Origin of the sequence: Streptosporangium sp. NPDC023615 (assembly GCF_040640155.1) — a bacterium.
GTDB lineage: Bacteria > Actinomycetota > Actinomycetes > Streptosporangiales > Streptosporangiaceae > Streptosporangium.
In genome coordinates this window covers 81,113-102,638 of the sequence record NZ_JBFABE010000008.1, presented here as the reverse complement: position 1 = coordinate 102,638, position 21,526 = coordinate 81,113, and the positions used below count along the sequence as shown (strand labels likewise).

Annotated in this window: 20 protein-coding genes and 1 pseudogene; 18 read left to right on the top strand and 3 right to left on the bottom strand. The window is 72.2% G+C overall.

Annotated elements, in window-relative coordinates:
• Window positions 1-38 precede the first annotated feature (38 nt).
• The 7 genes and pseudogenes from AB0G16_RS09160 (at window position 39) to AB0G16_RS09130 (ending at window position 5,279) form a co-directional block, all read left to right on the top strand.
• The gene (locus tag AB0G16_RS09160; RefSeq protein WP_362801087.1) at window positions 39-449 is read left to right on the top strand and encodes a helix-turn-helix domain-containing protein; all 411 of its coding nucleotides are present in this window, start codon (window positions 39-41) and stop codon (window positions 447-449) included.
• Window positions 450-802: 353 nt separating this feature from the next.
• A complete protein-coding gene (locus AB0G16_RS09155; RefSeq protein WP_362801084.1) occupies window positions 803-2,485 on the top strand; it encodes a nitrite/sulfite reductase in 1,683 nt (560 codons plus the stop codon).
• 58 nt (window positions 2,486-2,543) lie between these two features.
• A complete protein-coding gene (locus AB0G16_RS09150; protein ID WP_344900914.1) occupies window positions 2,544-2,687 on the top strand; it encodes an Insertion element protein in 144 nt (47 codons plus the stop codon).
• A 121-nt stretch (window positions 2,688-2,808) separates the two neighbouring features.
• The gene (locus AB0G16_RS09145; RefSeq protein WP_362801081.1) at window positions 2,809-3,537 is read left to right on the top strand and encodes a phosphoadenylyl-sulfate reductase; all 729 of its coding nucleotides are present in this window, start codon (window positions 2,809-2,811) and stop codon (window positions 3,535-3,537) included.
• On the top strand, window positions 3,534-4,301 hold the full coding sequence (locus AB0G16_RS09140) for a sirohydrochlorin chelatase (RefSeq protein ID WP_362801078.1): 768 nt from the start codon (window positions 3,534-3,536) through the stop codon (window positions 4,299-4,301). The genes AB0G16_RS09145 and AB0G16_RS09140 overlap by 4 nt, the downstream gene beginning before the upstream one ends.
• 144 nt (window positions 4,302-4,445) lie before the next feature.
• Window positions 4,446-4,640, top strand: a pseudogene (locus tag AB0G16_RS09135) (transposase); the annotation flags it as partial.
• A gap of 117 nt (window positions 4,641-4,757) precedes the next feature.
• Window positions 4,758-5,279: a 2'-5' RNA ligase family protein gene (locus AB0G16_RS09130; RefSeq protein ID WP_362801075.1), complete on the top strand. Its 522-nt coding sequence runs from the start codon at window positions 4,758-4,760 to the stop codon at window positions 5,277-5,279.
• Window positions 5,280-5,311: 32 nt separating this feature from the next.
• Here the strand turns inward: AB0G16_RS09130 and AB0G16_RS09125 are convergent, their stop codons facing one another.
• Complete coding sequence (locus tag AB0G16_RS09125) at window positions 5,312-6,085, bottom strand: DUF1707 domain-containing protein (protein ID WP_362801072.1); 774 nt, start codon at window positions 6,083-6,085, stop codon at window positions 5,312-5,314.
• A gap of 146 nt (window positions 6,086-6,231) precedes the next feature.
• Between AB0G16_RS09125 and AB0G16_RS09120 the strand changes: the two genes are divergently transcribed.
• The 5 genes from AB0G16_RS09120 to AB0G16_RS09100 all read left to right on the top strand — a co-directional run bounded on the left by AB0G16_RS09120 (window position 6,232) and on the right by AB0G16_RS09100 (window position 13,921).
• Window positions 6,232-7,680: an ankyrin repeat domain-containing protein gene (locus tag AB0G16_RS09120; protein WP_362801069.1), complete on the top strand. Its 1,449-nt coding sequence runs from the start codon at window positions 6,232-6,234 to the stop codon at window positions 7,678-7,680.
• Window positions 7,681-7,883: 203 nt separating this feature from the next.
• Window positions 7,884-9,503 carry an isovaleryl-CoA dehydrogenase gene (locus AB0G16_RS09115; RefSeq protein ID WP_362801066.1) on the top strand — a complete coding sequence of 540 codons (1,620 nt, stop codon included), beginning with the start codon at window positions 7,884-7,886 and terminating at the stop codon, window positions 9,501-9,503.
• 154 nt (window positions 9,504-9,657) lie between these two features.
• Window positions 9,658-10,086 (top strand): OsmC family peroxiredoxin, encoded by a 429-nt coding sequence (locus tag AB0G16_RS09110; protein ID WP_362801063.1) that lies wholly within the window; start codon window positions 9,658-9,660, stop codon window positions 10,084-10,086.
• Between the two features lie 261 nt (window positions 10,087-10,347).
• The gene (gene glgX, locus AB0G16_RS09105; protein WP_362801060.1) at window positions 10,348-12,564 is read left to right on the top strand and encodes a glycogen debranching protein GlgX; all 2,217 of its coding nucleotides are present in this window, start codon (window positions 10,348-10,350) and stop codon (window positions 12,562-12,564) included.
• A gap of 121 nt (window positions 12,565-12,685) precedes the next feature.
• Complete coding sequence (locus AB0G16_RS09100) at window positions 12,686-13,921, top strand: FAD-dependent monooxygenase (RefSeq protein WP_362801306.1); 1,236 nt, start codon at window positions 12,686-12,688, stop codon at window positions 13,919-13,921.
• Window positions 13,922-13,982: 61 nt separating this feature from the next.
• Here the strand turns inward: AB0G16_RS09100 and AB0G16_RS09095 are convergent, their stop codons facing one another.
• Window positions 13,983-14,387 carry a hypothetical protein gene (locus AB0G16_RS09095; RefSeq protein WP_362801057.1) on the bottom strand — a complete coding sequence of 135 codons (405 nt, stop codon included), beginning with the start codon at window positions 14,385-14,387 and terminating at the stop codon, window positions 13,983-13,985.
• Window positions 14,388-14,514: 127 nt separating this feature from the next.
• On the opposite strand from AB0G16_RS09095, the gene AB0G16_RS09090 reads away from it, so the two are divergent.
• Window positions 14,515-15,237: a pyrimidine reductase family protein gene (locus AB0G16_RS09090; protein ID WP_362801055.1), complete on the top strand. Its 723-nt coding sequence runs from the start codon at window positions 14,515-14,517 to the stop codon at window positions 15,235-15,237.
• Window positions 15,238-15,298: 61 nt separating this feature from the next.
• Here the strand turns inward: AB0G16_RS09090 and AB0G16_RS09085 are convergent, their stop codons facing one another.
• Entirely contained in the window at window positions 15,299-16,930 is a 1,632-nt protein-coding gene (locus AB0G16_RS09085; RefSeq protein ID WP_362801052.1) for a serine hydrolase, read from the bottom strand.
• A gap of 194 nt (window positions 16,931-17,124) precedes the next feature.
• Between AB0G16_RS09085 and AB0G16_RS09080 the strand changes: the two genes are divergently transcribed.
• The 5 genes from AB0G16_RS09080 to AB0G16_RS09060 all read left to right on the top strand — a co-directional run bounded on the left by AB0G16_RS09080 (window position 17,125) and on the right by AB0G16_RS09060 (window position 21,525).
• The gene (locus AB0G16_RS09080) at window positions 17,125-18,102 is read left to right on the top strand and encodes a helix-turn-helix domain-containing protein (RefSeq protein WP_362801049.1); all 978 of its coding nucleotides are present in this window, start codon (window positions 17,125-17,127) and stop codon (window positions 18,100-18,102) included.
• A 90-nt stretch (window positions 18,103-18,192) separates the two neighbouring features.
• A complete protein-coding gene (locus AB0G16_RS09075) occupies window positions 18,193-18,564 on the top strand; it encodes a hypothetical protein (protein WP_362801047.1) in 372 nt (123 codons plus the stop codon).
• Between the two features lie 127 nt (window positions 18,565-18,691).
• Entirely contained in the window at window positions 18,692-20,131 is a 1,440-nt protein-coding gene (locus AB0G16_RS09070) for an aldehyde dehydrogenase family protein (protein WP_362801044.1), read from the top strand.
• A gap of 160 nt (window positions 20,132-20,291) precedes the next feature.
• Window positions 20,292-20,681 (top strand): hypothetical protein, encoded by a 390-nt coding sequence (locus AB0G16_RS09065; protein WP_362801042.1) that lies wholly within the window; start codon window positions 20,292-20,294, stop codon window positions 20,679-20,681.
• Window positions 20,682-20,700: 19 nt separating this feature from the next.
• The gene (locus AB0G16_RS09060; protein ID WP_362801039.1) at window positions 20,701-21,525 is read left to right on the top strand and encodes a hypothetical protein; all 825 of its coding nucleotides are present in this window, start codon (window positions 20,701-20,703) and stop codon (window positions 21,523-21,525) included.
• Window position 21,526 lies beyond the last annotated feature (1 nt).

The following is a 21,526-nucleotide window of genomic DNA, read 5'->3' as shown; positions in this document are numbered from 1 at the left end:
AAAGGCACACACATGTGCGTTACACACAGGGGCCTGTCATGTCGGAGTATGAGCACACCTGCATGATCCGGGGAGACGGGGGACGGGCGATCCGCGCCATCCTCGACCGCATCTGCAACAAGTGGACGTTGCTGGTCGTGGCCACCCTCGATCGGGGGAGCCTGCGCTTCACCGACCTGCACCGGCAGGTCACCGGGATCTCCCAGCGCATGCTGACCCTGACGCTCCGCAACCTCGAACGCGACGGCCTGGTCTCCCGCACGGTGCACGCCGAGGTCCCGCCACGGGTCGAGTACGCGCTGACCCCGACCGGCAAGAGCCTCATCCCGCCCGCGCTGGCCCTCGCCGGCTGGGCCATCGAGCACATCCCGCACATCGAGGCCAGCCGGGAGGCCTACCGGCCCCGGGCCCCGCGCTCCGGGACCGGCGACCCCGAGCCCGCCACCTGAGGGCGGCGGCCCGCGACCCGAGGGCGGCGAACCTGGGCCGGCACGGGCCCGGATCTTGCCCGCCTGTCCAGATCGTGGACCCGACATTGGACATCCACGGTCGCCGGGGTATCGTCGGAGACATGCCAGCGGACCCGTTGCTCGTCGTGCGACGCCACGTCGACCTCCTGCGTGTCCGCAGTGCCATCTGTTGTGACGTCCGTTGATCGTCGCCCCCTGCTGATCTCTTCCAGCTCGGCCGCGTAACCGGCGTCCTCCTCTGAGTGACCGACCCCCGTACTCGACGATGAGGCGGGAGGTGCCACCGGTGCGCGTCCGGAAATCCTTTCATCGAGCCACAACGAGGACGCGCAATGACGACCCCGGCCAAGCCGGTCAACCGGCACCACAAGCGCCCGCGCGGCGAAGGTCAGTGGGCTCTCGGCTACCGCGAACCCCTGAACAAGAACGAGGAGAACAAGAAGAACGACGACGGGCTCAACGTCCGCCGGCGGATCATCGACGTCTACTCCAAGCAGGGTTTCGACTCCATCGACCCCGCCGACCTGCGCGGCCGGATGCGCTGGTACGGGCTCTACACCCAGCGCAAGCCCGGGATCGACGGCGGCAAGACCGCCGTCCTGGAGCCGGAGGAGCTCGACGACCGCTACTTCATGCTCCGGGTCAGGATCGACGGCGGCCGGCTCGACCTGGCGCAGCTCCGGGTCATCGCCGACATCTCCAACCTCTACGGCCGCGGCACCGCCGACGTCACCGACCGGCAGAACATCCAGCTCCACTGGATCGAGATCGAGGCCGTCCCCGACATCTGGGAGCGCCTGGAGTCGGTGGGCCTGTCGACCACCGAGGCCTGCGGCGACACCCCGCGCGTCATCATGGGCTGCCCGCTGGCCGGGATCGACACCGAGGAGGTCATCGACGGCTCGGCGCTGGTCCAGGAGATCCACGACACCTACATCGGCGACCCGGCCTTCTCCAACCTGCCGCGCAAGTTCAAGTCCGCGGTCAGCGGGTGCCCGGCGCACTGCACCGTGCACGAGATCAACGACGTGGCGTTCGTGGGCGTCGTGAACGAGAGCGGCGAGCGCGGCTTCGACCTGTGGGTGGGCGGCGGCCTGTCCACCAACCCGATGCTCGGCAAGCGGCTGGGCGTCTTCCTGACCCCCGAGCAGGTCGCCCCGGCCTACGGCGGCGTGATCGGCATCTTCCGCGACTACGGCTACCGCCGCCTGCGGCACCGGGCGCGGATCAAGTTCCTGATCAACGACTGGGGCGTCGAGAAGTTCCGCGACATGCTGGAGAAGGAGTACCTCGGGTACACGCTGCCCGACGGCCCCGCCCCCGAGGCGCCGCGCGGCGGCCGCAGGGACCACGTGGGCGTCTTCCCGCAGAAGGACGGCAACTTCTACGTCGGCTTCGCCCCGAAGGTCGGCCGCCTCGACGGCGACAGGCTGCACCTGATCGCCGACATCGCCGAGCGGCACGGATCGAACCGGGTGCACACCACGGTCGAGCAGAAGATGGTCATCCTCGACGTGGCGCCAGACCGGGTCGAGAGCCTGGTCGCCGAGCTGGAGGCCGGTGACCTTCAGGTCACCCCCTCGACCTTCCGCCGCCAGACCATGGCGTGCACCGGGATCGAGTTCTGCAAGCTGGCCATCGTGGAGACCAAGGCCCTGGCCTCGGACCTGATCGACGAGCTGGAGCAGCGGCTTCCCGACTTCTCCAGCCCGCTGACCATCAACGTCAACGGCTGCCCCAACTCCTGCGCGCGGATCCAGGTCGCCGACATCGGCCTCAAGGGCCAGCTCGTCGTCAACGACAAGGGCGAGCAGGTCGAGGGCTTCCAGGTCCACCTGGGCGGCTCCCTCGGCGTCAACCCGGGGTTCGGCCGCAAGGTGCGCGGCCTGAAGACCACCTCCGAGGAGCTGCCCGACTACGTGGAGCGGGTGCTGCGCAACTTCGAGAAGCAGAAGGACGACGAGGAGAGCTTCTCCGACTGGGTGCAGCGCGCCGACGACGCGGACCTGAAGTGAGCGGGCCGGACGGGTCCGCCGCCCGGCGCCGGGCGCGCGGCGGGACGGGGAGGAAGCGATGAGCGAGCGAGCGGTCCCCTTCCACTGCCCCTACTGCGGCGAGGAGGACCTGGAGCCCTACGAGGGCGACGGCGGCTGGTACTGCCGGTCGTGCATCCGCGCCTTCAAGCTGAAGTTCCTCGGGATCGGGGTGCGCTCATGAGGCGCGACCGTTCCGAGGTGATCGACACGACGACCCGCGCGGCCGCACCGGCCCGTACGGCGGACACGGCACGCGGGGCGGGAACGGCCCACGCGGCGGACGAGGATCGGGTGAGCGAGCGATGACAGTGGTGGACGTCGAGGTCGGGTCACGTCAGCGGCGCGGCGCGCTCGACATGCAGGACATCGTCGAGTCGGCGGCGCGGTTCCTGGAGGACGCCTCGGCCCTGGAGATCATCCGCTGGGCGGCGGCGACGTTCGGCGACCGGCTCTGCCTGACCGCCTCCATGAGCGACGCCCTGCTGATCGACCTGGTCAGCCGCGTCAAGCCCGGCGTGGACGTGCTGTTCATCGACACCGGCTACCACTTCGCCGAGACGATCGGCACCCGGGACGCCGTCCAGCAGGTCTACGACGTCAACGTGATCGACGTGAAGCCCTCCCGCACGGTCGGCGAGCAGGAGCGCGACCTGGGCCCGCGGCTGTTCGGGCGCAACCCCGACCTGTGCTGCTACCTGCGCAAGGTCGAGCCGCTCAACCGCGCCCTGGAGCCCTACCTCGCCTGGGTCTCCGGCATCCGCCGCGACGAGGCCGTCACCCGGGCGGGCGTCAAGGTCGTCGAGTGGGACGCCAAGCGTCAGATGGTCAAGATCAACCCGATCGCCCGGTGGACGCAGGAGGACGTCGACAACTACATGGCCGACAACGGGGTGCTGGTCAACCCGCTGCACTACGACGACTACCCCTCGATCGGCTGCGCCCCCTGCACCCGCCAGGTCGCGCCGGGCGAGGACCCCCGCAGCGGCCGGTGGGCCGGCATGGGCAAGACCGAGTGCGGGCTGCACGTATGACCTGGCGCCCCCGCGCCGCCGCCGTGTCGCCGCCGGTCCCGCTGGTCGCGGTGGCGCACGGGTCCCGCGACCCGCGTGCCGCCGCGACCGTGCAGGAGCTGCTCGACCTGGTACGGCGGGCGCGGCCGGACCTGCCGGTGCGCACCGCCTACCTCGACCACGCCTCCCCCACGCTCCCGGCCGCGCTCTCGGGCCTGACCGAGGCGGTGGTGCTGCCGCTGCTGCTCACCGAGGCCTACCACAGCCGGGTCGACATCCCGGGCGCGCTGGCCGCGGTGACGGCCCGGCGCCCGCTGCTGCGGGTGCGTACCGGCCCCACGCTGGGCCCGCATCCGCTGCTCGTCGACGCCCTGGAGCGGCGCCTGGCCGAGGCGGGGGTGCGCCCGGGCGAGCCCGGTACCGCGGTGGTGCTGGTCTCGGCCGGGTCCGGTGACCGGCGGGCCAACGAGACGGTGGCCGGGATCGCCCGGGAGTGGGAGGCGCGGCGCGGCTGGCGGTCGGTGACCGCCGCCTACGCCTCGGCGGCGGGACCGGCCCCCGAGGAGGCGGTGCTGGGCCTGCGCCGGTCGGGGGCCGCGCGGGTCGTCGTCGCCCCCTACCTGCTGGCCCCGGGGTACTTCGCCGACAGGATCCGCCGCGAGACGCTGGCGGCGGGCGCCGAGGTCGTCGCCGAGGTGCTGGGGGCGGCCCCCGAGGTCGCGGCCGTGCTGCTGGAACGCTACGACCTGGCGGCGCACCGGCCCAGGGTGCTCGCCACGGCCTGAGGGGGAGTCTCGTGAGGGATTCTTCCACATGGGTTCTCTCGGAGGTGAGGGTCCCGTGATGGAGGCCGACGCTCGGGGTGAACCCGATGGGCCGGCGGCACGGGCGGGCGTAAGCCGTACCCCAGCGATCCGTCCGACGAGCGGCGGGCGCTGATCGAGCCGGTCGTCACGGCGTGGAGGACCCGGCACCCCTCGGTCAGCGGGCATCGGGGGTGTTACGCGACGCGGGGGGTCATCGACGCGATCCTCCACCGGGCCCGGACCGGCTGCCGGTGGCGGTACCTTCCCCCGCCGTCTTCGCCATGCGATTCATCGTCCGCCCCGTACCCGCCGTGGTGACTTCTCCGCCTCCGTACTCCGGTCCCGTGCACGGTGCGCAGGCGTTCCACGCAAAAGGTTCGCGCCCACGGCGAAGAGATCCGCGGCCGGGCACAGCGCGCCCGTTACCGTTGCCGGATGCACACCATCGAGCTGACCTGTGACGACACGCTCGACTCGGCGGTGCGCGCGGCCTGGGACCGGCTGGCGGCCGAGGGACTTCCCAGCCAGGCCCGGCACCCGCACCCGAGCAACCGCCCCCATCTGACGCTGGCGGTCTGCGAACGGCTGCCGCCCGGCGCGCCGGCCGCGTTCGCCGAGGCCTTCGGTGACCTGCCGGTGCCGGTCAGGCTGGGGCCGCTGCTGCTGTTCGCCGGCCGGGCGCGGGTGCTCGCCTGGGGCGTGGTGCCGGAGGCCCGGCTGGTGGCCGTACACGCGAAGGTGTGGCGGGTGCTGGGCGGCTCCTGCGGCGGCAACCCGCTGCACGCGCCGGGACGGTGGCTCCCGCATGTGACGCTCGCCCGCAACCTGGACGCCGCGACCAGGGCGCGGGCGGTCACGGTACTGGAGGGACTGGCCGAGGCCACCGGGGCGTTCTCCGGCGCGCGCAGCCACGACGGCGCGCTCCGCACGACCGTCCCCCTGGCGGGACGGGGCTGACCGGGCCTGTCACCGCCGCCCCCTCCGGGGGCTCAACGGGCGGGCCCGGACTGCGGCGGGTGCTGCGGCGGGTGCTGCGGCCCGGCGGTGTGCCAGGAGGAGTGCGGGGAGTGGTGTCCCGGGCCGGCGGGGTTGGGCGGCCGGATCGGGCGGTGGTGGGGCTCGCCGGTGAGCTCCCCGCGCATCTCCTCCCACTGCTCCCGCCAGGCGGCCCAGGCCTTCTTGATGGGCTTGGTCCGCGAGTCGCCGACCACCTTGACGTCCCCCATGACGGCGTAGGCGGTGACCCGCACGACGGGCGCCTGCGTCCCCGGAGGGGCCTCGATGACCTGGACCTTCTTTTCCCCCATGATGGCGACGCCGTCGAGCTCGACGTCCACGCCGTCCGGAACGATGATCTTCACGTTGCCCATGACCGCGGTGGCCATGATCTCCACCGCGCCGGTGCGGACCTCGGCCTGGCGCAGGTCCACCACGACGTCGCCCATCAGCGCGACGGCGCCGATCGGCTTGTCGACGCGCCAGGTGCCGCGCTGCTTGGAGCTGCCCATCACCGCCACGAACCAGCGGCGCGCCTGGCCGGCCGGCCGCGGGGCCGGCGGCGAGGCCGGCGCGGCGGGACGGACGCCGGGCAGATCCGAGGTGACCACGGCGAGCTCGGCCTGGGTACGCGCGGTGTAGGCGGCCTCGGTGCGCTCGGTCAGCTCACCGAGGGTCAGCCGTCCCTCGACGGAGGCGACCCGCAGCCACTCGACGGCGGACTCCCGCTCGGCGTCCGAGACCCGCATCTCCCCGGAATCATTCATAACTCACAACATATCGCGAGTTGTCTCGATAAAGGATCCTCCGAACGGATGAAGCTCGGTGGACCGGTCGACGGACACCGGCCTCCTCCCCCCACCGGGCCGGGCGTACGGCCGTGGTGCCGGGACACGCCCTATGATCCGGAGGCATGTACCGAGAACTCCTGGACGCGGTGGCGGCCGACGACGCCGAGCGGGCCGAGCTGCTGCTGCAGGGCGGGACGAGCCCTGATCCCGAGGGCGCCGAAGAGCCCACCGCGCTGTACCTGGCGTCGAACCGGGGCGGCGTCGACGTCGTGCGCGCGCTGCTGGTCCACGGGGCCGACCCCAACCGGATCAGCGGCGGCGAGGAGGAGGGCCTGCCGCTCTGCGTGGCCTCCGCCTGGGACCACGACGAGGTCGTCACGGTCCTGCTGGCCGCCGGTGCCGACGTGTCCGGCCGGGAGGCCGGGGGCTGGACGGCGCTGCTCTGGGCGGCCGCCAACGGCAGGGCCGACGCGGCGCGGGTGCTGCTCGCGGCCGGTGCGAGCCCGGAGGAGGCCAACGACAGCGGCGAGACCGCGCTCACCCTGGCCACCCGGCGTGGTGCGCTCGGCGTGGTGCGGGTGCTGCTGGAGCACGGCGTCGAGGCCGACCGGCCCGACGGGGACGGCGACACCCCGCTGTCCATCGCCTACGACTGGCTCGGCACCCAGCTCGAGAACGCGCTGCTGGAACAGCTCACCGAGCAGGCCCCGGAGGGCTCGCAGTTCGTGGTGGGGCGCAGCCGCGCCAAGGACGGCACCGACCTGGTCACCGTCGCGGCGGTGGGGCCGGACGGCACCCGGGCGGCCGAGCTCACCTGCCAGCGCGGGCACGCGGCCGTCGCGACCCTGCTGGAGGACGCCACCGGCGAGCGGCTCCCCTTCGATGACCTGGTGGAGCGGGCGATGCCGTACCGGGACCTCGACGAGGAGGCCGAGACCTGGTGGGCCGTGGCCGGCTCGCTGAGCCGGCGCGGTGACGCCGAGACCTTCGAGGCGGCCGTGCGGCTGTGCGCGAGCGAGGACCCGCGCAAGCGGGAGTTCGCCGTCGACGTGCTCGCCGAGTTCGGCTTCACCGAGGACGACAAGCCCTACCTGGAGGAGACCCTGCCGGTGCTGCGGCGCATGGCGGCCACCGAGGGCGACGAGCGGGTGCTGCGCTCGGTGCTCGGCGCCCTGGGCCACCACGCCGACCCGCGTGCCCTGCCCGAGGTGCTGGAGATCATCACCGCCGGGGGCTGGGCCCGCACCCAGGCCGACCCGGCCGCGCTGGCCGCCGTGCTGCCGCCGGGGCACGCCGAGGGGCTGGCGCTGCTCGTCTCGATGACGCGCGATTCCGACCCCGAGGTGCGCGACTGGGCGACCATGGGCCTGGCGGGGCTGGCCGAGGACGGCGAGGAGATCCGCGAGGCGCTGGCCGCCCGGCTGGAGGACGAGGATCTGAACACTGTCGCCGAGGCCACCCGCGGCCTGGCCACCCGGGGCGACGAGCGTGCCCGGCGGGGCGTGGAGCGCGTGCTCGCCGAGAGCGACGAGGACGACGACTACGCCCGTGACCTGGTGAAGAACCTCTGATCCGGTCGCCGCCGCCGGATCGGGCGGCGGCGCCGGGCGCGGAACGGGCGGTGCCGGGCGGGACGAGCCCCGTGGACGGCTCCCGCCCGCCCTCCCACACCGAATGGGACACATCACCACAACCACGTACGGAGGTCCTACGAAAGGATGTTGAGATAGGGAGAGACCGGTGAAGCGCCGGACGAGTTCAGCGGAGGCCGAACGTGACCCATGACGTCTTCAACCAGGCCTGCCCGCTCGCCGGGCACGACGTGTCCGCCGACGCCGCGCTGATGGACGGGGTGATCCGCGAGGGCGCGGACTGGGCCACCGGGGAGCTGCGCCGGCTCGGCCTGCAGGCCGGCTCCGAGCAGGCCCAGGAGTGGGGACGGCTGGCCAACGAGCACCCTCCCGCGCTGCGGACCCACGACCGGTACGGCCGCCGGATCGACGAGGTGGAGTACCACCCCGCCTGGCACGAGCTGATGACCGTGGCGGTCGAGGCCGGCATGCACGCCACCCCGTGGGCGAGTCCCCGGCCGGGCGCGCACGTGGCCCGCGCCGCCAAGTTCTACGTCTGGGGCCAGGTCGAGGCCGGGCACGGCTGCCCGATCTCGATGACGTACGCCTCGATCGCGGCCCTGCGCCACAGCCCGGCGCTGGCGGCCGAGTGGGAGCCGCTGCTGGCCTCGCGCAGCTACGACTTCGGGCTGCGCCCGCCGCTCGGCAAGCGCGGCGTGCTCGCCGGGATGGCGATGACCGAGAAGCAGGGCGGCTCCGACGTGCGGGCCGGCACCACCCGCGCCGAGCCCGCCGGGGACGGGAGCTACGTCCTGACCGGCCACAAGTGGTTCAACTCCGCCCCGATGTGCGACGTGTTCCTGGTCCTGGCCCAGGCGCCCGGCGGGCTGTCGTGCTTCCTGCTGCCCCGGGTGCTGCCGGACGGCACCCGCAACGCCGTGCACCTGATGCGGCTGAAGGACAAGCTGGGCAACCGGTCCAACGCCAGCGCCGAGGTGGAGTACCACGGCGCGACGGCCTGGCTGGTGGGCGAGGAGGGCCGGGGCGTGCGGACCATCCTGGAGATGGTCAACATGACCCGGCTGGACTGCGTGATCGGCTCGGCGGCCGGCATGCGGTACGGCGTGACGCAGGCGGTCCACCACGCCCGTCACCGCCGGGCGTTCGGCAAGGACCTGGTCGACCAGCCGCTGATGCGCAACGTCCTGGCCGACCTGGCGCTGGAGTCGGAGGCCGCGACGGTGCTGATGACGAGGCTGGCCGGGTCCACCGACCGGGCGATCGCCGGTGACCGGGCCGAGGCCGCGCTGCGCCGCACCGCGCTGGCCGTGAGCAAGTACTGGATCTGCAAGCGCGCCCCCGTGCACGCGGCCGAGGCGCTGGAGTGCCTGGGCGGCAACGGCTACGTCGAGGAGTCGCAGATGCCCCGGCTGTTCCGCGACTCCCCGCTCAACGGCATCTGGGAGGGCTCGGGGAACGTCGCGGCGCTGGACGTGCTGCGCGCCCTGGGCCGCGAGCCCGAGGCGCGGGAGGCGTTCTTCGACGAGGTCTCGCTCGCGGCCGGGGCCGACCGGCACCTGGACGCCGCCGCCGACCGCCTGCGCAAGGCGCTGGACGACCCCACCGACCTGGAGGTCCGCGCCCGGCGCGTCGCCGAGGACATGGCACTGGTGCTGCAGGGCTCGCTGCTGGTGCGGCTGGCCCCGGCGGCCGTCGCGGACGCGTTCTGCGTCTCCCGGCTGTCCGGCGAGGGCGGCCACGCCTTCGGCACGCTCCCGGCCGGCCTGGACCTGGACACGCTCATCGGGCGCGCGGTCTTCTGACCCCGGGACCACCGGGACCACCGGGACCACCGGATCAACCGAGGCCGCCAAGACCGCCGGGACCGCCGGGCGCGCCCTGACCGGCCGACGGCTCCGGACGGCCCGGCGGTAAGGTCGTCATGGCCAACGCCTCATGATCGAAAGGACAATCGCCATGGCGACGACACGTACCGCGACGACCCAGTGGAAGGGCGCGCTGCTCGACGGATCGGGCAACGTCTCCCTCGACACCTCCGGGGTGGGCACGTTCGACGTGACCTGGGCCTCGCGCTCCGAGGAGGCGAACGGCAAGACCTCCCCCGAGGAGCTCATCGCCGCCGCGCACTCCTCGTGCTTCTCGATGGCCCTCTCCCACGGGCTGGCCCAGGCCGGCACGCCGCCCCAGACGGTGGAGACCAGGGCCGACGTGACCTTCCAGCCGGGCGAGGGCATCACCGGGATCGTCATCTCGGTCCGCGCCCAGGTCGACGGCCTGACCGCCGAGCAGTTCCAGGAGGCGGCCGAGACCGCCAAGACGAACTGCCCCGTGAGCAAGGCCCTGACGGGCACGACGATCACCCTCAACGCCGAGCTGCTGGGCTGAGACCGGCCCCGCCGCCCGTGGCCGGCCCGGTCCGGCCGATCCGGCCGGTCCGGCGCGCCCCGTCGTGAGCCGGCCGGGTCGAGCGCGGTCCGATCACGGCGTTCGTACGGCCGCCCGTGTCCGGCGAGGATACGGGCGGTCCGGCGAGGTCACGAAGAACCTACCTAAATACTCGGACAAAACTCCTCATTGCCGCCTTAAAGTGACAGGAGCAAGAACACCCCTCGTACGAGGGGCGGATCAGAGGAGAATAGGTTCACGATGCGCGAAGTCTGGCCGGGACAGTCCTATCCACTCGGCAGCACCTGGGACGGCGTGGGAACCAACTTCTCCCTCTTCTCCGAAGTGGCCGAGCGGGTCGAGCTCTGCCTCTTCCCGGACGGCGGCCCCGAGGAGCGGGTCGAGCTGACCGAGGTGGACGCGTTCGTCTGGCACGGCTACCTTCCGGGCATCCAGCCCGGCCAGCGGTACGGCTACCGCGTCCACGGTCCGTACAACCCCTCGCAGGGGCACCGGTGCAACCCCTCCAAGCTGCTGCTGGACCCCTACGCCAAGGCCGTCGAGGGCGACGTCGTCTGGAACGAGGCGATGTTCTCCTACCGGTTCACCGATCCGGGCAGCCGCAACGACGAGGACACCGCGCCCTTCATGCCGAAGAACGTGGTGATCAACCCCTTCTTCGAGTGGGGCGACGACCGCTCGCCCCGCACCCCGTACCACCAGACCGTGATCTACGAGGCGCACGTGCGCGGGCTGACCATGCGCCACCCCGCGGTCCCGGAGAACCGGCGCGGCACGTACGCGGGGCTGGGCCACCCGGCGGTGATCGAGCATCTGCTGAGCCTGGGCGTCACCGCGGTGGAGCTGATGCCGGTGCACCAGTCGGTGCCCGAGCACGCGATGGTCGCCCGGGGGCTGACCAACTACTGGGGCTACAACACGATCGCCTACCTGGCCCCGCACGCCGGCTACTCCGGCTCGGGCCAGCGCGGCGAGCAGGTGCAGGAGTTCAAGGCGATGGTGCGGGCGCTGCACGAGGCCGGCATCGAGGTCATCCTGGACGTGGTCTACAACCACACCGCCGAGGGTGACCACATGGGGCCCACCCTGGGGTTCCGCGGCATCGACAACAACGCCTACTACCGGCTGCACGACGGCGACCGGCGCTACTACCTCGACTACACCGGGTGCGGCAACTCCCTCAACGTCCGTTCCCCGCACGCCCTGCAACTGATCATGGACTCACTGCGCTACTGGGTCCTGGAGATGCACGTGGACGGCTTCCGGTTCGACCTGGCCTCCGCCCTGGCCCGGGAGCTGCACGACGTCGACCGGCTGAGCGCCTTCTTCGACCTGATCCAGCAGGACCCGGTGATCTCCCAGGTCAAGCTGATCGCCGAGCCGTGGGACGTGGGGCCGGGCGGCTACCAGGTCGGCAACTTCCCGCCGCTGTGGATGGAGTGGAACGGCAAGTACCGCGACAGCGTTCGCGACTTCTGGCGCGGGAGCGGGTCCGCGCTCCCCGAGTTCGCCTCCCGGCTCACCGGGTCCGCCGACCTCTACGCCATCTCCGGCCGCCGTCCCGTGGCCTCGATCAACTTCGTCACCTGCCACGACGGGTTCACCCTGACCGACCTCGTCTCCTACGACCACAAGCACAACGACGACAACGGCGAGGACAACCGGGACGGCACCGACGACAACCGGTCGTGGAACTGCGGGACCGAGGGGCCGACGGGCGACGCGCAGATCATGAGCCTGCGCCGCCGCCAGCGCCGCAACCTGCTGGTCACCCTGTTCGTCTCCCAGGGCGTGCCCATGCTGCTGGCCGGCGACGAGTTCGGCCGGACCCAGCACGGCAACAACAACGCCTACTGCCAGGACAACGAGATCTCCTGGATCGACTGGTCGCTGGCCGAGCGGGAGGGGGACCTCCTCGGTTTCGTCAGGCGCCTGTCCGCGCTGCGGCGCGAGCACCCGGTGTTCCAGCGGCGCCGCTTCTTCCACGGGCACAAGGCCGCCGACGGCACCCGCGACATCGTGTGGTTCACCCCCGCCGGCGAGGAGATGTCGGCCGGTGACTGGCACACCGGGTACGCCAAGTCGCTGACCGTCTTCCTGAACGGCGACGCCATCACCGAGCCGGGGACGCGCGGCGAGCGGATCGTGGACGACTCGTTCCTGCTGCTGATCAACGCCCACCACGAGGACATGGTCTTCGCCCTGCCCCAGGAGAGGTACGGCCGGCGGTGGCGGCGCGTGCTGGACACCGCCGACGACACCCAGGACGCCCAGGACGCCTGGGACGTCCAGAACACCGCCGGCACCGCCGGCACCGCCACCGGCGTCGTCGGCGCCACCGGTGCCGCCGGCGGCTCGCCGCAGGGTCCGCAGGCCTCGGAGGAGTCCTGGCCGGCCGAGAGCTCGGTCAAGGTGACCTCCCGCTCGGTGCAGATCCTGAGCTGCGCGCGGACGTGACCCGGCAGGAGCGCGTCCAGCGGCCCGGCACGCGCTCCCCCTGAGCGCCGTTCCCTCCTCAGCCGTCTCGGTACGCGCTTCCCGCGAGCGCCGCCCCTCGTCGTCGAGGTCCCTCTTGACAGTGATCGTCCGGCGGTCGCCGTTCTGCCGGGGCTTCGTCCTCAACGCCCGCAGCCTGGCACTGCTGGACCGGCGCGGCATCGTCGACCGCTTCCTGGCGGAGGGCCCGACCGTGCCCTACGTCATGTTCGCCGACCCGAGCCGGCCGCTGGACCTGACCGCCATGGACACCGATCACCCGTACGTGCTCGGCATCGCGCAGACCCGGGTCGAGGAGCTCCTGGAGCGGTGGCTGGCCGAGCTGGGAGTCGAGGTGTCCTGGGGGCACGAGGTGGTCGGTCTCTCCCCGGACGAGGACGGGGTCGAGGTGACCGTCCGGGCCGGCGGCCGGGACCGTCGCCGGCGGGTCGAACGCCTCGCCGGCTGCGACGGCAGCCGCAGCGTCGTGCGCAGACTCGCCGGGATCGGCTTCCCCGGCACCGCGGCCACCACGTTCAGCCTGCTCGCCGACGTCGAGCCGGCCGATCCCGGCGCCCTGCCCTTCGGGATGACCGAGGGCGCCCGCGGCACGGTGTTCGTCATCCCGAGGCCCGGTTACGTGCGGATCGTGCTCGACGAGCCGGCGCCGCCCGCCGACCGCGACGAGCCGGTGTCGCCCGCCCACTTCCAGGGGGTGCTGGACGAGGTGCTCGGCCGCGCGCCGGACGGCCTGCTGGACACCTATCACCGGGAGCGGCACGAGGCCGGGGCGCGCGTGCTGCTCCTCACCCGCGCGCAGGCGATCCTGGGGCGGCGTGCCCCGGAGCTCGAACCGGTCCGGGAGCTGTTCGGCGAGCTCACCGGCCTGCCGGGGGTCGGCACCCACCTGGCGGAGCCGAGCTACGGGGTGAGCACCCGGTACGACCCTCGGATCCCCGGCGAGCACCCGTGGCTGGGCAGGCTCGCGCCGAACCTGAGGCTGACCGTGGGCGGAAGGCACACCGGCGTCGCCGAACTGCTCCGGCCCGCGCGTCCGGTCTTCCTCCGGTTCGGCGACCACGACCGGCTCGGCGACCACGTCCGGTCCGGCGACCATGTCCTGCCGGTCGGCGTGGACGGCGGCGTGGACGGCGGCGTGGACGGCGGCGTGGACGGCGGCGTGGACACCCATCACGCCCGCTGCCCCGAACACCCCGGGCTCGAAGGGCTGCTGCTCCGCCCCGACGGGCACACCGCCTGGGTCTCCACCACCGCCGACCCGCAGCCCGCCGACACGCTCGCCACCGCCTGGGCCACCTGGTTCGGCTCCCGCACGTGATCCCGTCGCCCGGGCCCCGCACGTGATCCCGTGACCCGGGTCCCGTACGCGGCCGGGCGGCTCAGGCCCCGGACGCGACCGCGGCTGTGAGCAGGACGAGGACGAACGTCGTCACCCCGGCCACGCCGTGCAGCACGACGGCGATGATCGGGAAGCGCTGCTCGGCGCCGCGGGCGTGCCGGCCACCGCCCAGCCAGCGGGTGAACATGGTGAACCCCAGCAGCGCGGAGGCCGTGAGCACCCCGAACGAGAGCCAGGCGAAGATCCGCTCCAGGGTGAGCACGTAGACCACCCAGCAGGCCAGGGCGGAGACCGCCAGGACCGGATGAGTGAAGATCAGCAACGTGGGGAAGCGGGTGACCTTGGTCGCCTGTTGTCGGAGCCCTCCCCCGGAGAGCCACACGTACAGCAGATAGATGCCGACCATCGCGGTGATCAACCACGTCACGATCGCGACCAGCCCCACGCATTCCTCCCGTGTCTCCGTGGAGGAATCATGTATCTTCCGGCGCCCGAAGTCACTACCGGCCATCACATCCGGTATCGCCCGCGCCGGGAGAACTCACCACCCACCCCCGTGCGAAGCTAGGAGGATGCGCCTCATCCATCCCGGACCACCGGCCGAGATCGACCTCGCCCGCGCCTACGCCTATCCGGCCGGCCCGTGCCTGCGGCTCAACATGGTCGCCAGCGCCGACGGCGGGACCTGGGTCGAGGGACGCTCCGGCGAGCTGTCCGGCAGTGGCGACCGCAGGGTCTTCCACGTGTTGCGCGGCCTGGCCGACGTGATCGTGGCCGGGGCGGCGACCGTACGGACCGAAGGGTACGGCCCGGCCCGGCCGAAGCCCTCGTGGCGGGAGCTGCGCGAGGGCCGGCCGGACGCCCCGCCGGTCGCGGTGGTCACCCGGAGCCTCGACCTGGACCTGTCGAGCCCGCTCTTCACCGAGGCGGCTCCCGGCTCCCGGACGATCGTCGTCACCTGCGAGGCCGCGCCCCGGGAGCGGCGGCGCGAGGCGGCCCGGCACGCCGAGGTGATCCTGGCCGGGGGCGACCGGGTGGATCCCGCGCTGGCCGTCCGGGAACTCGTCGGGCGCGGGCTGGGGCGGATGCTCTGCGAGGGAGGTGCCAGGATCAACGCGCAACTGGCCGCCGCGGACCTGGTCGACGAGCTCTGCCTGACGGTGAGCCCGATGCTGATCGGCGGTGACTCCGCCCGCGTCCTCGACGGCCCCTCCCTGCGCGCCCGGCTGCGGCCGGCGCACGTCCTGCAGGACGAGGGGTTCCTCTTCATCCGCTACGTCCGGGAGGGCGGGTAGTCCCGCGCGTGCCCCCGGGCGGTCGGGGCCGCGCGCCCGGGCGGCGCGGGGAGCGGCCACCTCACGGGAGACCGACCGCGTTGGCCGCGTCGACCTCGAAGTACTCCGTCGCGGCGAAGGCGCCGGCGTGGTCCTCGAAGAAGCCCCGGACGCCGTCGAGCGAGTCGTGGACGATGACGTTCACCGCCCTGGTCCCGTCGGCGCTCGCCACCGCCAGCGTCCACCTGGCCCCCGCGGGAAGGCGGCCGTGCGCCCTCTTCACGGAGTCCCAGAAACCGTCGTTGTCGGAGATCACGGAAACAGCCATGACGTGCATCGTGGCCTCCTCGTCGTCGAGTCTCGGGTTCACCCGGCAGTCGGTGTGCAGATAGCGCGCGGAACCGTCGTCGAAGTCGTAGATCGCGACGGTCCGAGGCTCTTCGAGCGGATCGTCCGGCGGGATCAGGAAGTGGGTCTCGCTGATCGGGAGCAGTTCGTGGTCGAGCCGCTCGGGTGTGCCGAGGAGCCGCGCCTCCACGGGGTTCAGGGTGAACGTGAGGTGGAGCCTCCCGCCTTCGGCCGCCACCTCGTAGCGGGCGCCGGGGCGCCCGTAGGAGCCCTCGTACCTGGACGGGTCCAGGGAGAGGGACGGGTCGGGCTCCGGCGGGCCGGGGATCGTGCCCGCACCGAGGTCGGCCAGGATCTCGTCGAACACCTTCCGGTAGAAGCCGTCACGCGGCCCGGCGTTCGTCAGCATGGAGATGGCGATGTTCGACTCCGGCAGGATCCTCAGCCGGGCGCTCTGGCCGATCGTGCTGCCGTCATGGGCGTAGACGGTCCGGCCGTGCCAGTCGCACACGACGAGGCCGAGCGCCCATTCCGGCCCGAACATGTACGGGTCGGGTACGGGGACGCGCGACTGCGTCATCTCGCGGACGATGCCGGGTGAGACGATTCTCGTGCCGTCCGGCGCCTTTCCCCCGTCCAGGAGGACGCGCGCCGGTGTGAGCAGTTCCCGGGCCGTCGTGCTGATGTTGCCTCCGGGGCCGAAGCAGCGTGGCAGGTGACCCAGCGGTGAGGGGACGGGCCCCTCCTCGAGGGATCGGACCAGGTATCCGGTCGCGGCCCGGTCCTGGGGCACGTGCTCGCGCCGGCTGCTCGTCGAGGTCAGCCCCAGGGGGTCGAACAGGCGGTTCCTCATGATGTCGTCCCACCGCCCGCCGTCGGCCACCTCCATGACGCGGGCGAGGATCGCGTACCCCAGGGCCGGGCTGTAGCCGTGGGTGTGGCCCGGGGGGTGGACCTGGCGCGCGCCGGCGATGTTCTCCACCATGCGCTCGTAGACGTCGTCGTCCTCGCCGGGATCCCCGTAGTCCTCCTCGATGCCGCCGGTGTGGTTGAGGAGGTGGCGAGGTGTGATCCCGGCGCCGGCGTCGGGGTCGGCGACCCGGAAGCCGGGCAGGTACGTCCGCACCGGCTCGTCCAGGGCGACCTTCCCCTCGTCGACGAACCGCATGAGGGCGAGGGCGGTCCACGTCTTGGTCACGGAGCCGCACTGGTAGACGGTGTCGGTCCTCGCGGGCTCCCGCGTGGAGACGTCCTTGACGCCGACGGCGAGGTCGGTGACCTCTCCGTCGTGGAGGACGCCGATCGCGGCGCTCGGGATCCGGTACTCCGCGAGCAGCCCGGAGACACGGGCTCGGATCCGGTCCACGTCCAACGCTCTTGACACAGGGGTCCCCCGTTTCGCACGAATCTTTCACAGGAGAAAAAGGCTACGTTGCGTTTTAAGAATATTCAACAAAAACCTCGAAGAAGCACGCTTTTTCCTGGGGTTTTCCGATAATCGTTGCATCAGCTCTGTCGGTGAACGCAATTCATGCGATCGGCCGTTGCAATGTACTGTTGGTGAACGCACCCGCGGACCCGGACCGGCAGGAGGGCGGGCCGATGCCCGGAGGCAGGCTGACCCACGAGAACCGCCGGCAGATCGCGATCTGGCTGGACGAGGGGCTGGGATACGCCGAGATCGCCCGGCGGCTGGGCAGGCCCACGTCCACGATCAGCCGCGAGGTGGCGCGCAACGGCGCGTCCGGCGGCTACCTGGCCGACCGCGCCCAGCAGGCCGCCGCCCGGCGCGCCCGCCGCCCCGGACCGGCCCGGCCCACGGGGTCGTCGGCCGACGGACGGCCGTCCGAGTCCGTACACGGTTTCGTGGAGCGGTTCGCGACGCTGCTGGCCGGGACCGGCTTCCCCCGGATGCCCGCCCGCGTGTTCGCCTGCCTGCTCACCTCCGACCCCGGGAGCCTGACGTCCGCCGAGCTCGTGGGCCGGCTGCGGGTCAGCCCGGCGTCGGTGTCCAAGGCCGTCGGCCACCTCGAGGCGATCGGGCTGGTCAGGCGCGTGCGGGACTCCGGCCGCCGCGAGCGCTACGTCGTCGACGACGACGTCTGGCTCCAGGCGTTCAAGACCGACACCGGGGCACATCTCGAGGTCGCGGCGGCCGCGCGGCAGGGGATCGAGATCTTCGGCTCCGGCACGACCGCCGGCACCCGGCTGGAGCGGATGGCCCGGTTCTTCGCCTGGATCGGCGAGCAGATGAACGGCAGCGGCCTCACCGACGCCGCCGTGCGCGACGCACTGACGCTGCTGGCCGCGCTGGTGCACGCCGCCCGCCCCCTCACCGCGGACGACCTCGCCACGGCCCTGGACTGGCCCGCCCGGCGGGTGGCCGACGCCCTGGACGCGATCGGCCGCCGTCCGGGTCTCGCCGACCCGCTCGCCGTGGAGCGGGCCGGGGGCGGCGCGTACGCCGTCGTCCCGAGACCTGACCGTCTGAGCCCCGCGCAACGCGACGCGCTGACGAGCGGTCCGCGCCCGCCCTGAGGAACCGGGGCCGGCGAAGCCGGACGGACGACCGTCGCGCCGGACCGGTTCCGGCTGGACATATCCCTGCAGAAGCGATATATCTCGATCATGGCACGCTCATCATCCTCCTCCGGCGACGAACTGCGCGCCTCGCTCGCGGCCCGCCGGGATCTCGGCCCGGACTACGAAGACTCCCTCGTGGAGGGTTTCCTGGAGAAGATGGACCAGGAGATCGACAGGCGGGTGGACGAGCGGCTCGCCACGCGCGCGCCCGCGAAGGCCCCGGCGGTCTCCCCGTCGGTGGACGCCGGACAGCGGCTGTCGCTGGCCATCGTCTCCCTGGTGGCCGGCGTGCCGGCCACGATCGGGATCACCTACTCCGATCTGGGCGAGTCGCTCCTCGCGTTCATCCTGGTGCTCCTGTGGGCCGGGATCATCGCCGTGAACATGTCGTTCGTCCTCGGCCGCCGCCGGGGCTGACCGCCCCTCCCCCGCCGCCCCCACCCCCGCGCCCGTTCGCCCCCCGGCCTCCGCCGAGCTTCCGCCCACTCATTGAGCAAGCGTACGCTTGGGAGAGTTTCCGGTACGGCTGACGCGGGAGTGATGAGTGAACGAGTACCGCAACCTGATCGGCGGCCGGCTGGTCGCCGCGGCCGACGGCCGCACGCTGGACTCGGTCGACCCGGCCACCGGTGAGGTCTGGGCCCGTGTCCCGGCGAGCGGCAGGGCCGACGCCGAGGCCGCCGTCGCCGCGGCCCGGGAGGCGTTCCCGGCCTGGTCGGCACTGCCCGCGCTGCGGCGGGCGCACCACCTGCGCCAGGTGTCGGAGGTCTTCGCCCGGCACGCCGAGGAGCTGGCCAGGATCGAGACCAGGGACAACGGGCGCATCCTGCGGGACACCCTGAAGAGGGACCTTCCCGGCATGACCCACCTGTGGCAGATCGCGGCCGGCCAGGCCCTCGACGCGGTCAAGGGCGAGACCGTGATCCTGGGCCCGAACAGCCTGGGGCTCACCCGGCGCGAGCCGTACGGGGTGGCACTCTGCGTCATCCCGTGGAACTCCCCGATCTCGACGTTCTCCGCCAAGGCCGCCTACGCGCTGGCGGCGGGGAACACCGTGATCGTCAAGCCCGCCGAGCAGGCCTGCGCCTCGGTGCTGCGGCTCGGGGAACTGCTGGCCGAGGTGCTCCCGCCCGGCACGCTCAACATCGTCAGCGGCCTCGGCGAGGAGGTCGGCGACCCGCTGGTGCGGCATCGCGGGGTCGACAGGATCAGCCTGACCGGTTCCACCCGGACCGGGCAGGCGATCACCCGGGCCTCGGCCGACAACCTCAAGCCGCTGACGTTCGAGCTCGGCGGCAAGTCGCCGAACATCGTCTTCTCCGACGCCGACCTGGACGCCGCCGCCCGGGGGGTGACGGTCGACTCGGTCTACACCGGCAACGCCGGGCAGGTCTGCGTGGCCGGGTCCCGCATCCTCGTCCACCGGCCGATCTGGGAGGAGATGATCGGGCGGATCACCGAGATCGCCTCGGACGTCCGGCTGGGCGACCCGATGGACATGGCCACCACGATGGGCCCGATCGTCTCCGCCGACCAGTACGAGCGGGTCGTCTCCTACCTGGAGATCGCCGAGAAGGAGGGCGCCGAGCAGGTGTTCGGCGGCCTGACCGGGGCCGACGTGGTCCCGTCGATGCCCGGCGGCTACTGGGTCTCACCCACGCTGCTCTCGACCTCGGACAACCGGCTGCGCGTCTGCCAGGAGGAGATCTTCGGCCCGGTGGCCGTGGTCCTCCCCTTCGACACCGAGGACGAGGCCCTGGCCATCGCCAACGACTCCCCGTACGGGCTCGCGGCGGGGGTGTGGACCCGCGACCTGGGCCGCGCCCACCGGTTCGTCCGCGAACTGCGGACCGGCACGGTCTGGGTGAACACCTTCCGCCAGATGCCCCCGGGCCTGCCGTTCGGCGGCGTCAAGGACTCCGGGTACGGGCACGACGCCGTGCTGGAGTACACCAGGGAGAAGGCCGCGATCATCCAGACCTGACACGTGACTCCTCCTCAGCATTTTTTGGATCTTCCTCACAAAAGCGCCAGATGACTGTCATATCGACTCCACCCCTGCTTTACTCCTCGTTCATGCACGGGAAATCCTGCGGCGCGCCACGGGGGTGCGGCACGCGCGACATCCGGGAGGTCGGTACGCCGTGGTCGACGTCAATACCAATGCCCTCAGGGCCGCGACACGCGACCTGATCGACACCCTTCTGCCGATCGCCGAACAGGTCGCGACCCTGGCCGGGGACACCCGGCTCAACTTCGCCCAGTGGGGTCCCCTGGGCGCGGCTGTGGTGTCCGAGAAGTACGAGCCCGCCCGGGAGTACCAGACCAGGCAGGCCGAGGACTTCGTCAAGTGCCTCAACGGCGTCAACGCGGGACTGCTCAGCGTGGTGCTGCACTACCGGGAGACCGAGCTGGCCACCGCGACCGCGGCGAACGACACCGGGAAGATGCTCGACCTGCGGTCCACCGTCGCGGCCGACAGGTCGGCCCTGGACGGGGCGACGAGGGACAGGGCCCTCGGGCCGACCGACTGACCCGAGGAGGGGATGCCCCATGGCGGGCGAAGAGGTTTTCACCGGGGCCGCCGTCGAAGGCGCCGTCCTGGCCGGGATGAAGCTGCTGGGAAGTTACGGCCCCTCGTGGGCCGCCAGCCTGGCGAAGATCGAGCTGGCCGGGAAGCTGGCCAAGCCCGCGGCCGGTGCGGCCGCCGTCTGGCTGCTGGCCCGGCCCTGGGACGACGACGCGATCAGCAAGGCCTTCAACGACTGGCGTACCGTCAACCTGAAGCTCACACACCTGCGGACCAGGGAGTGGGACACCAAGCTCAAGAAGATCCAGGACGCCTGGCCCGAGGGAAGCGATCGCCAGGCCTTCGACCGGTTCATGGGGGTGGTCCATCAGGAGGTGCAGCAGCTGGAGATGGCCGCCCTGCAGATGGCCAACGCGATACAGGGCGCCCAGTCCGAGATTCACAAGATCGTCAATACCGCCGGGGTGGTGGTCAACGGCCTCCTCGCCATCATCATCGCCTCGGAGATCGCCCAGTTGATCGGCAAGAAGATGCAGGTCGCGGCCGCCGCCGCGGGGCCGCTCGCGCCGGTGCTGGCGGCGCAGGGCAAGGTGATCGAGGCCGCCGCCAAGGCCACCCAGGCGTCGGCCGGGCTCATCCTGATGAGTGCGACGATCAACGCGATCGGCGGCATGCTCGCGGCCCTGATCTTCAGCATGGGCAACCTGACCGCGCTGATGAGCGTAAAGAACCAGTTCCCGATGGCCCAGGCCAACCTCGACAGCGACGGCACGGACGGCAGGACGGACTTCGGCGACATCACTCGCAGGAGCGTGTCCAGGTCACCCGAAGGCTGGTCCTACGGCTGAT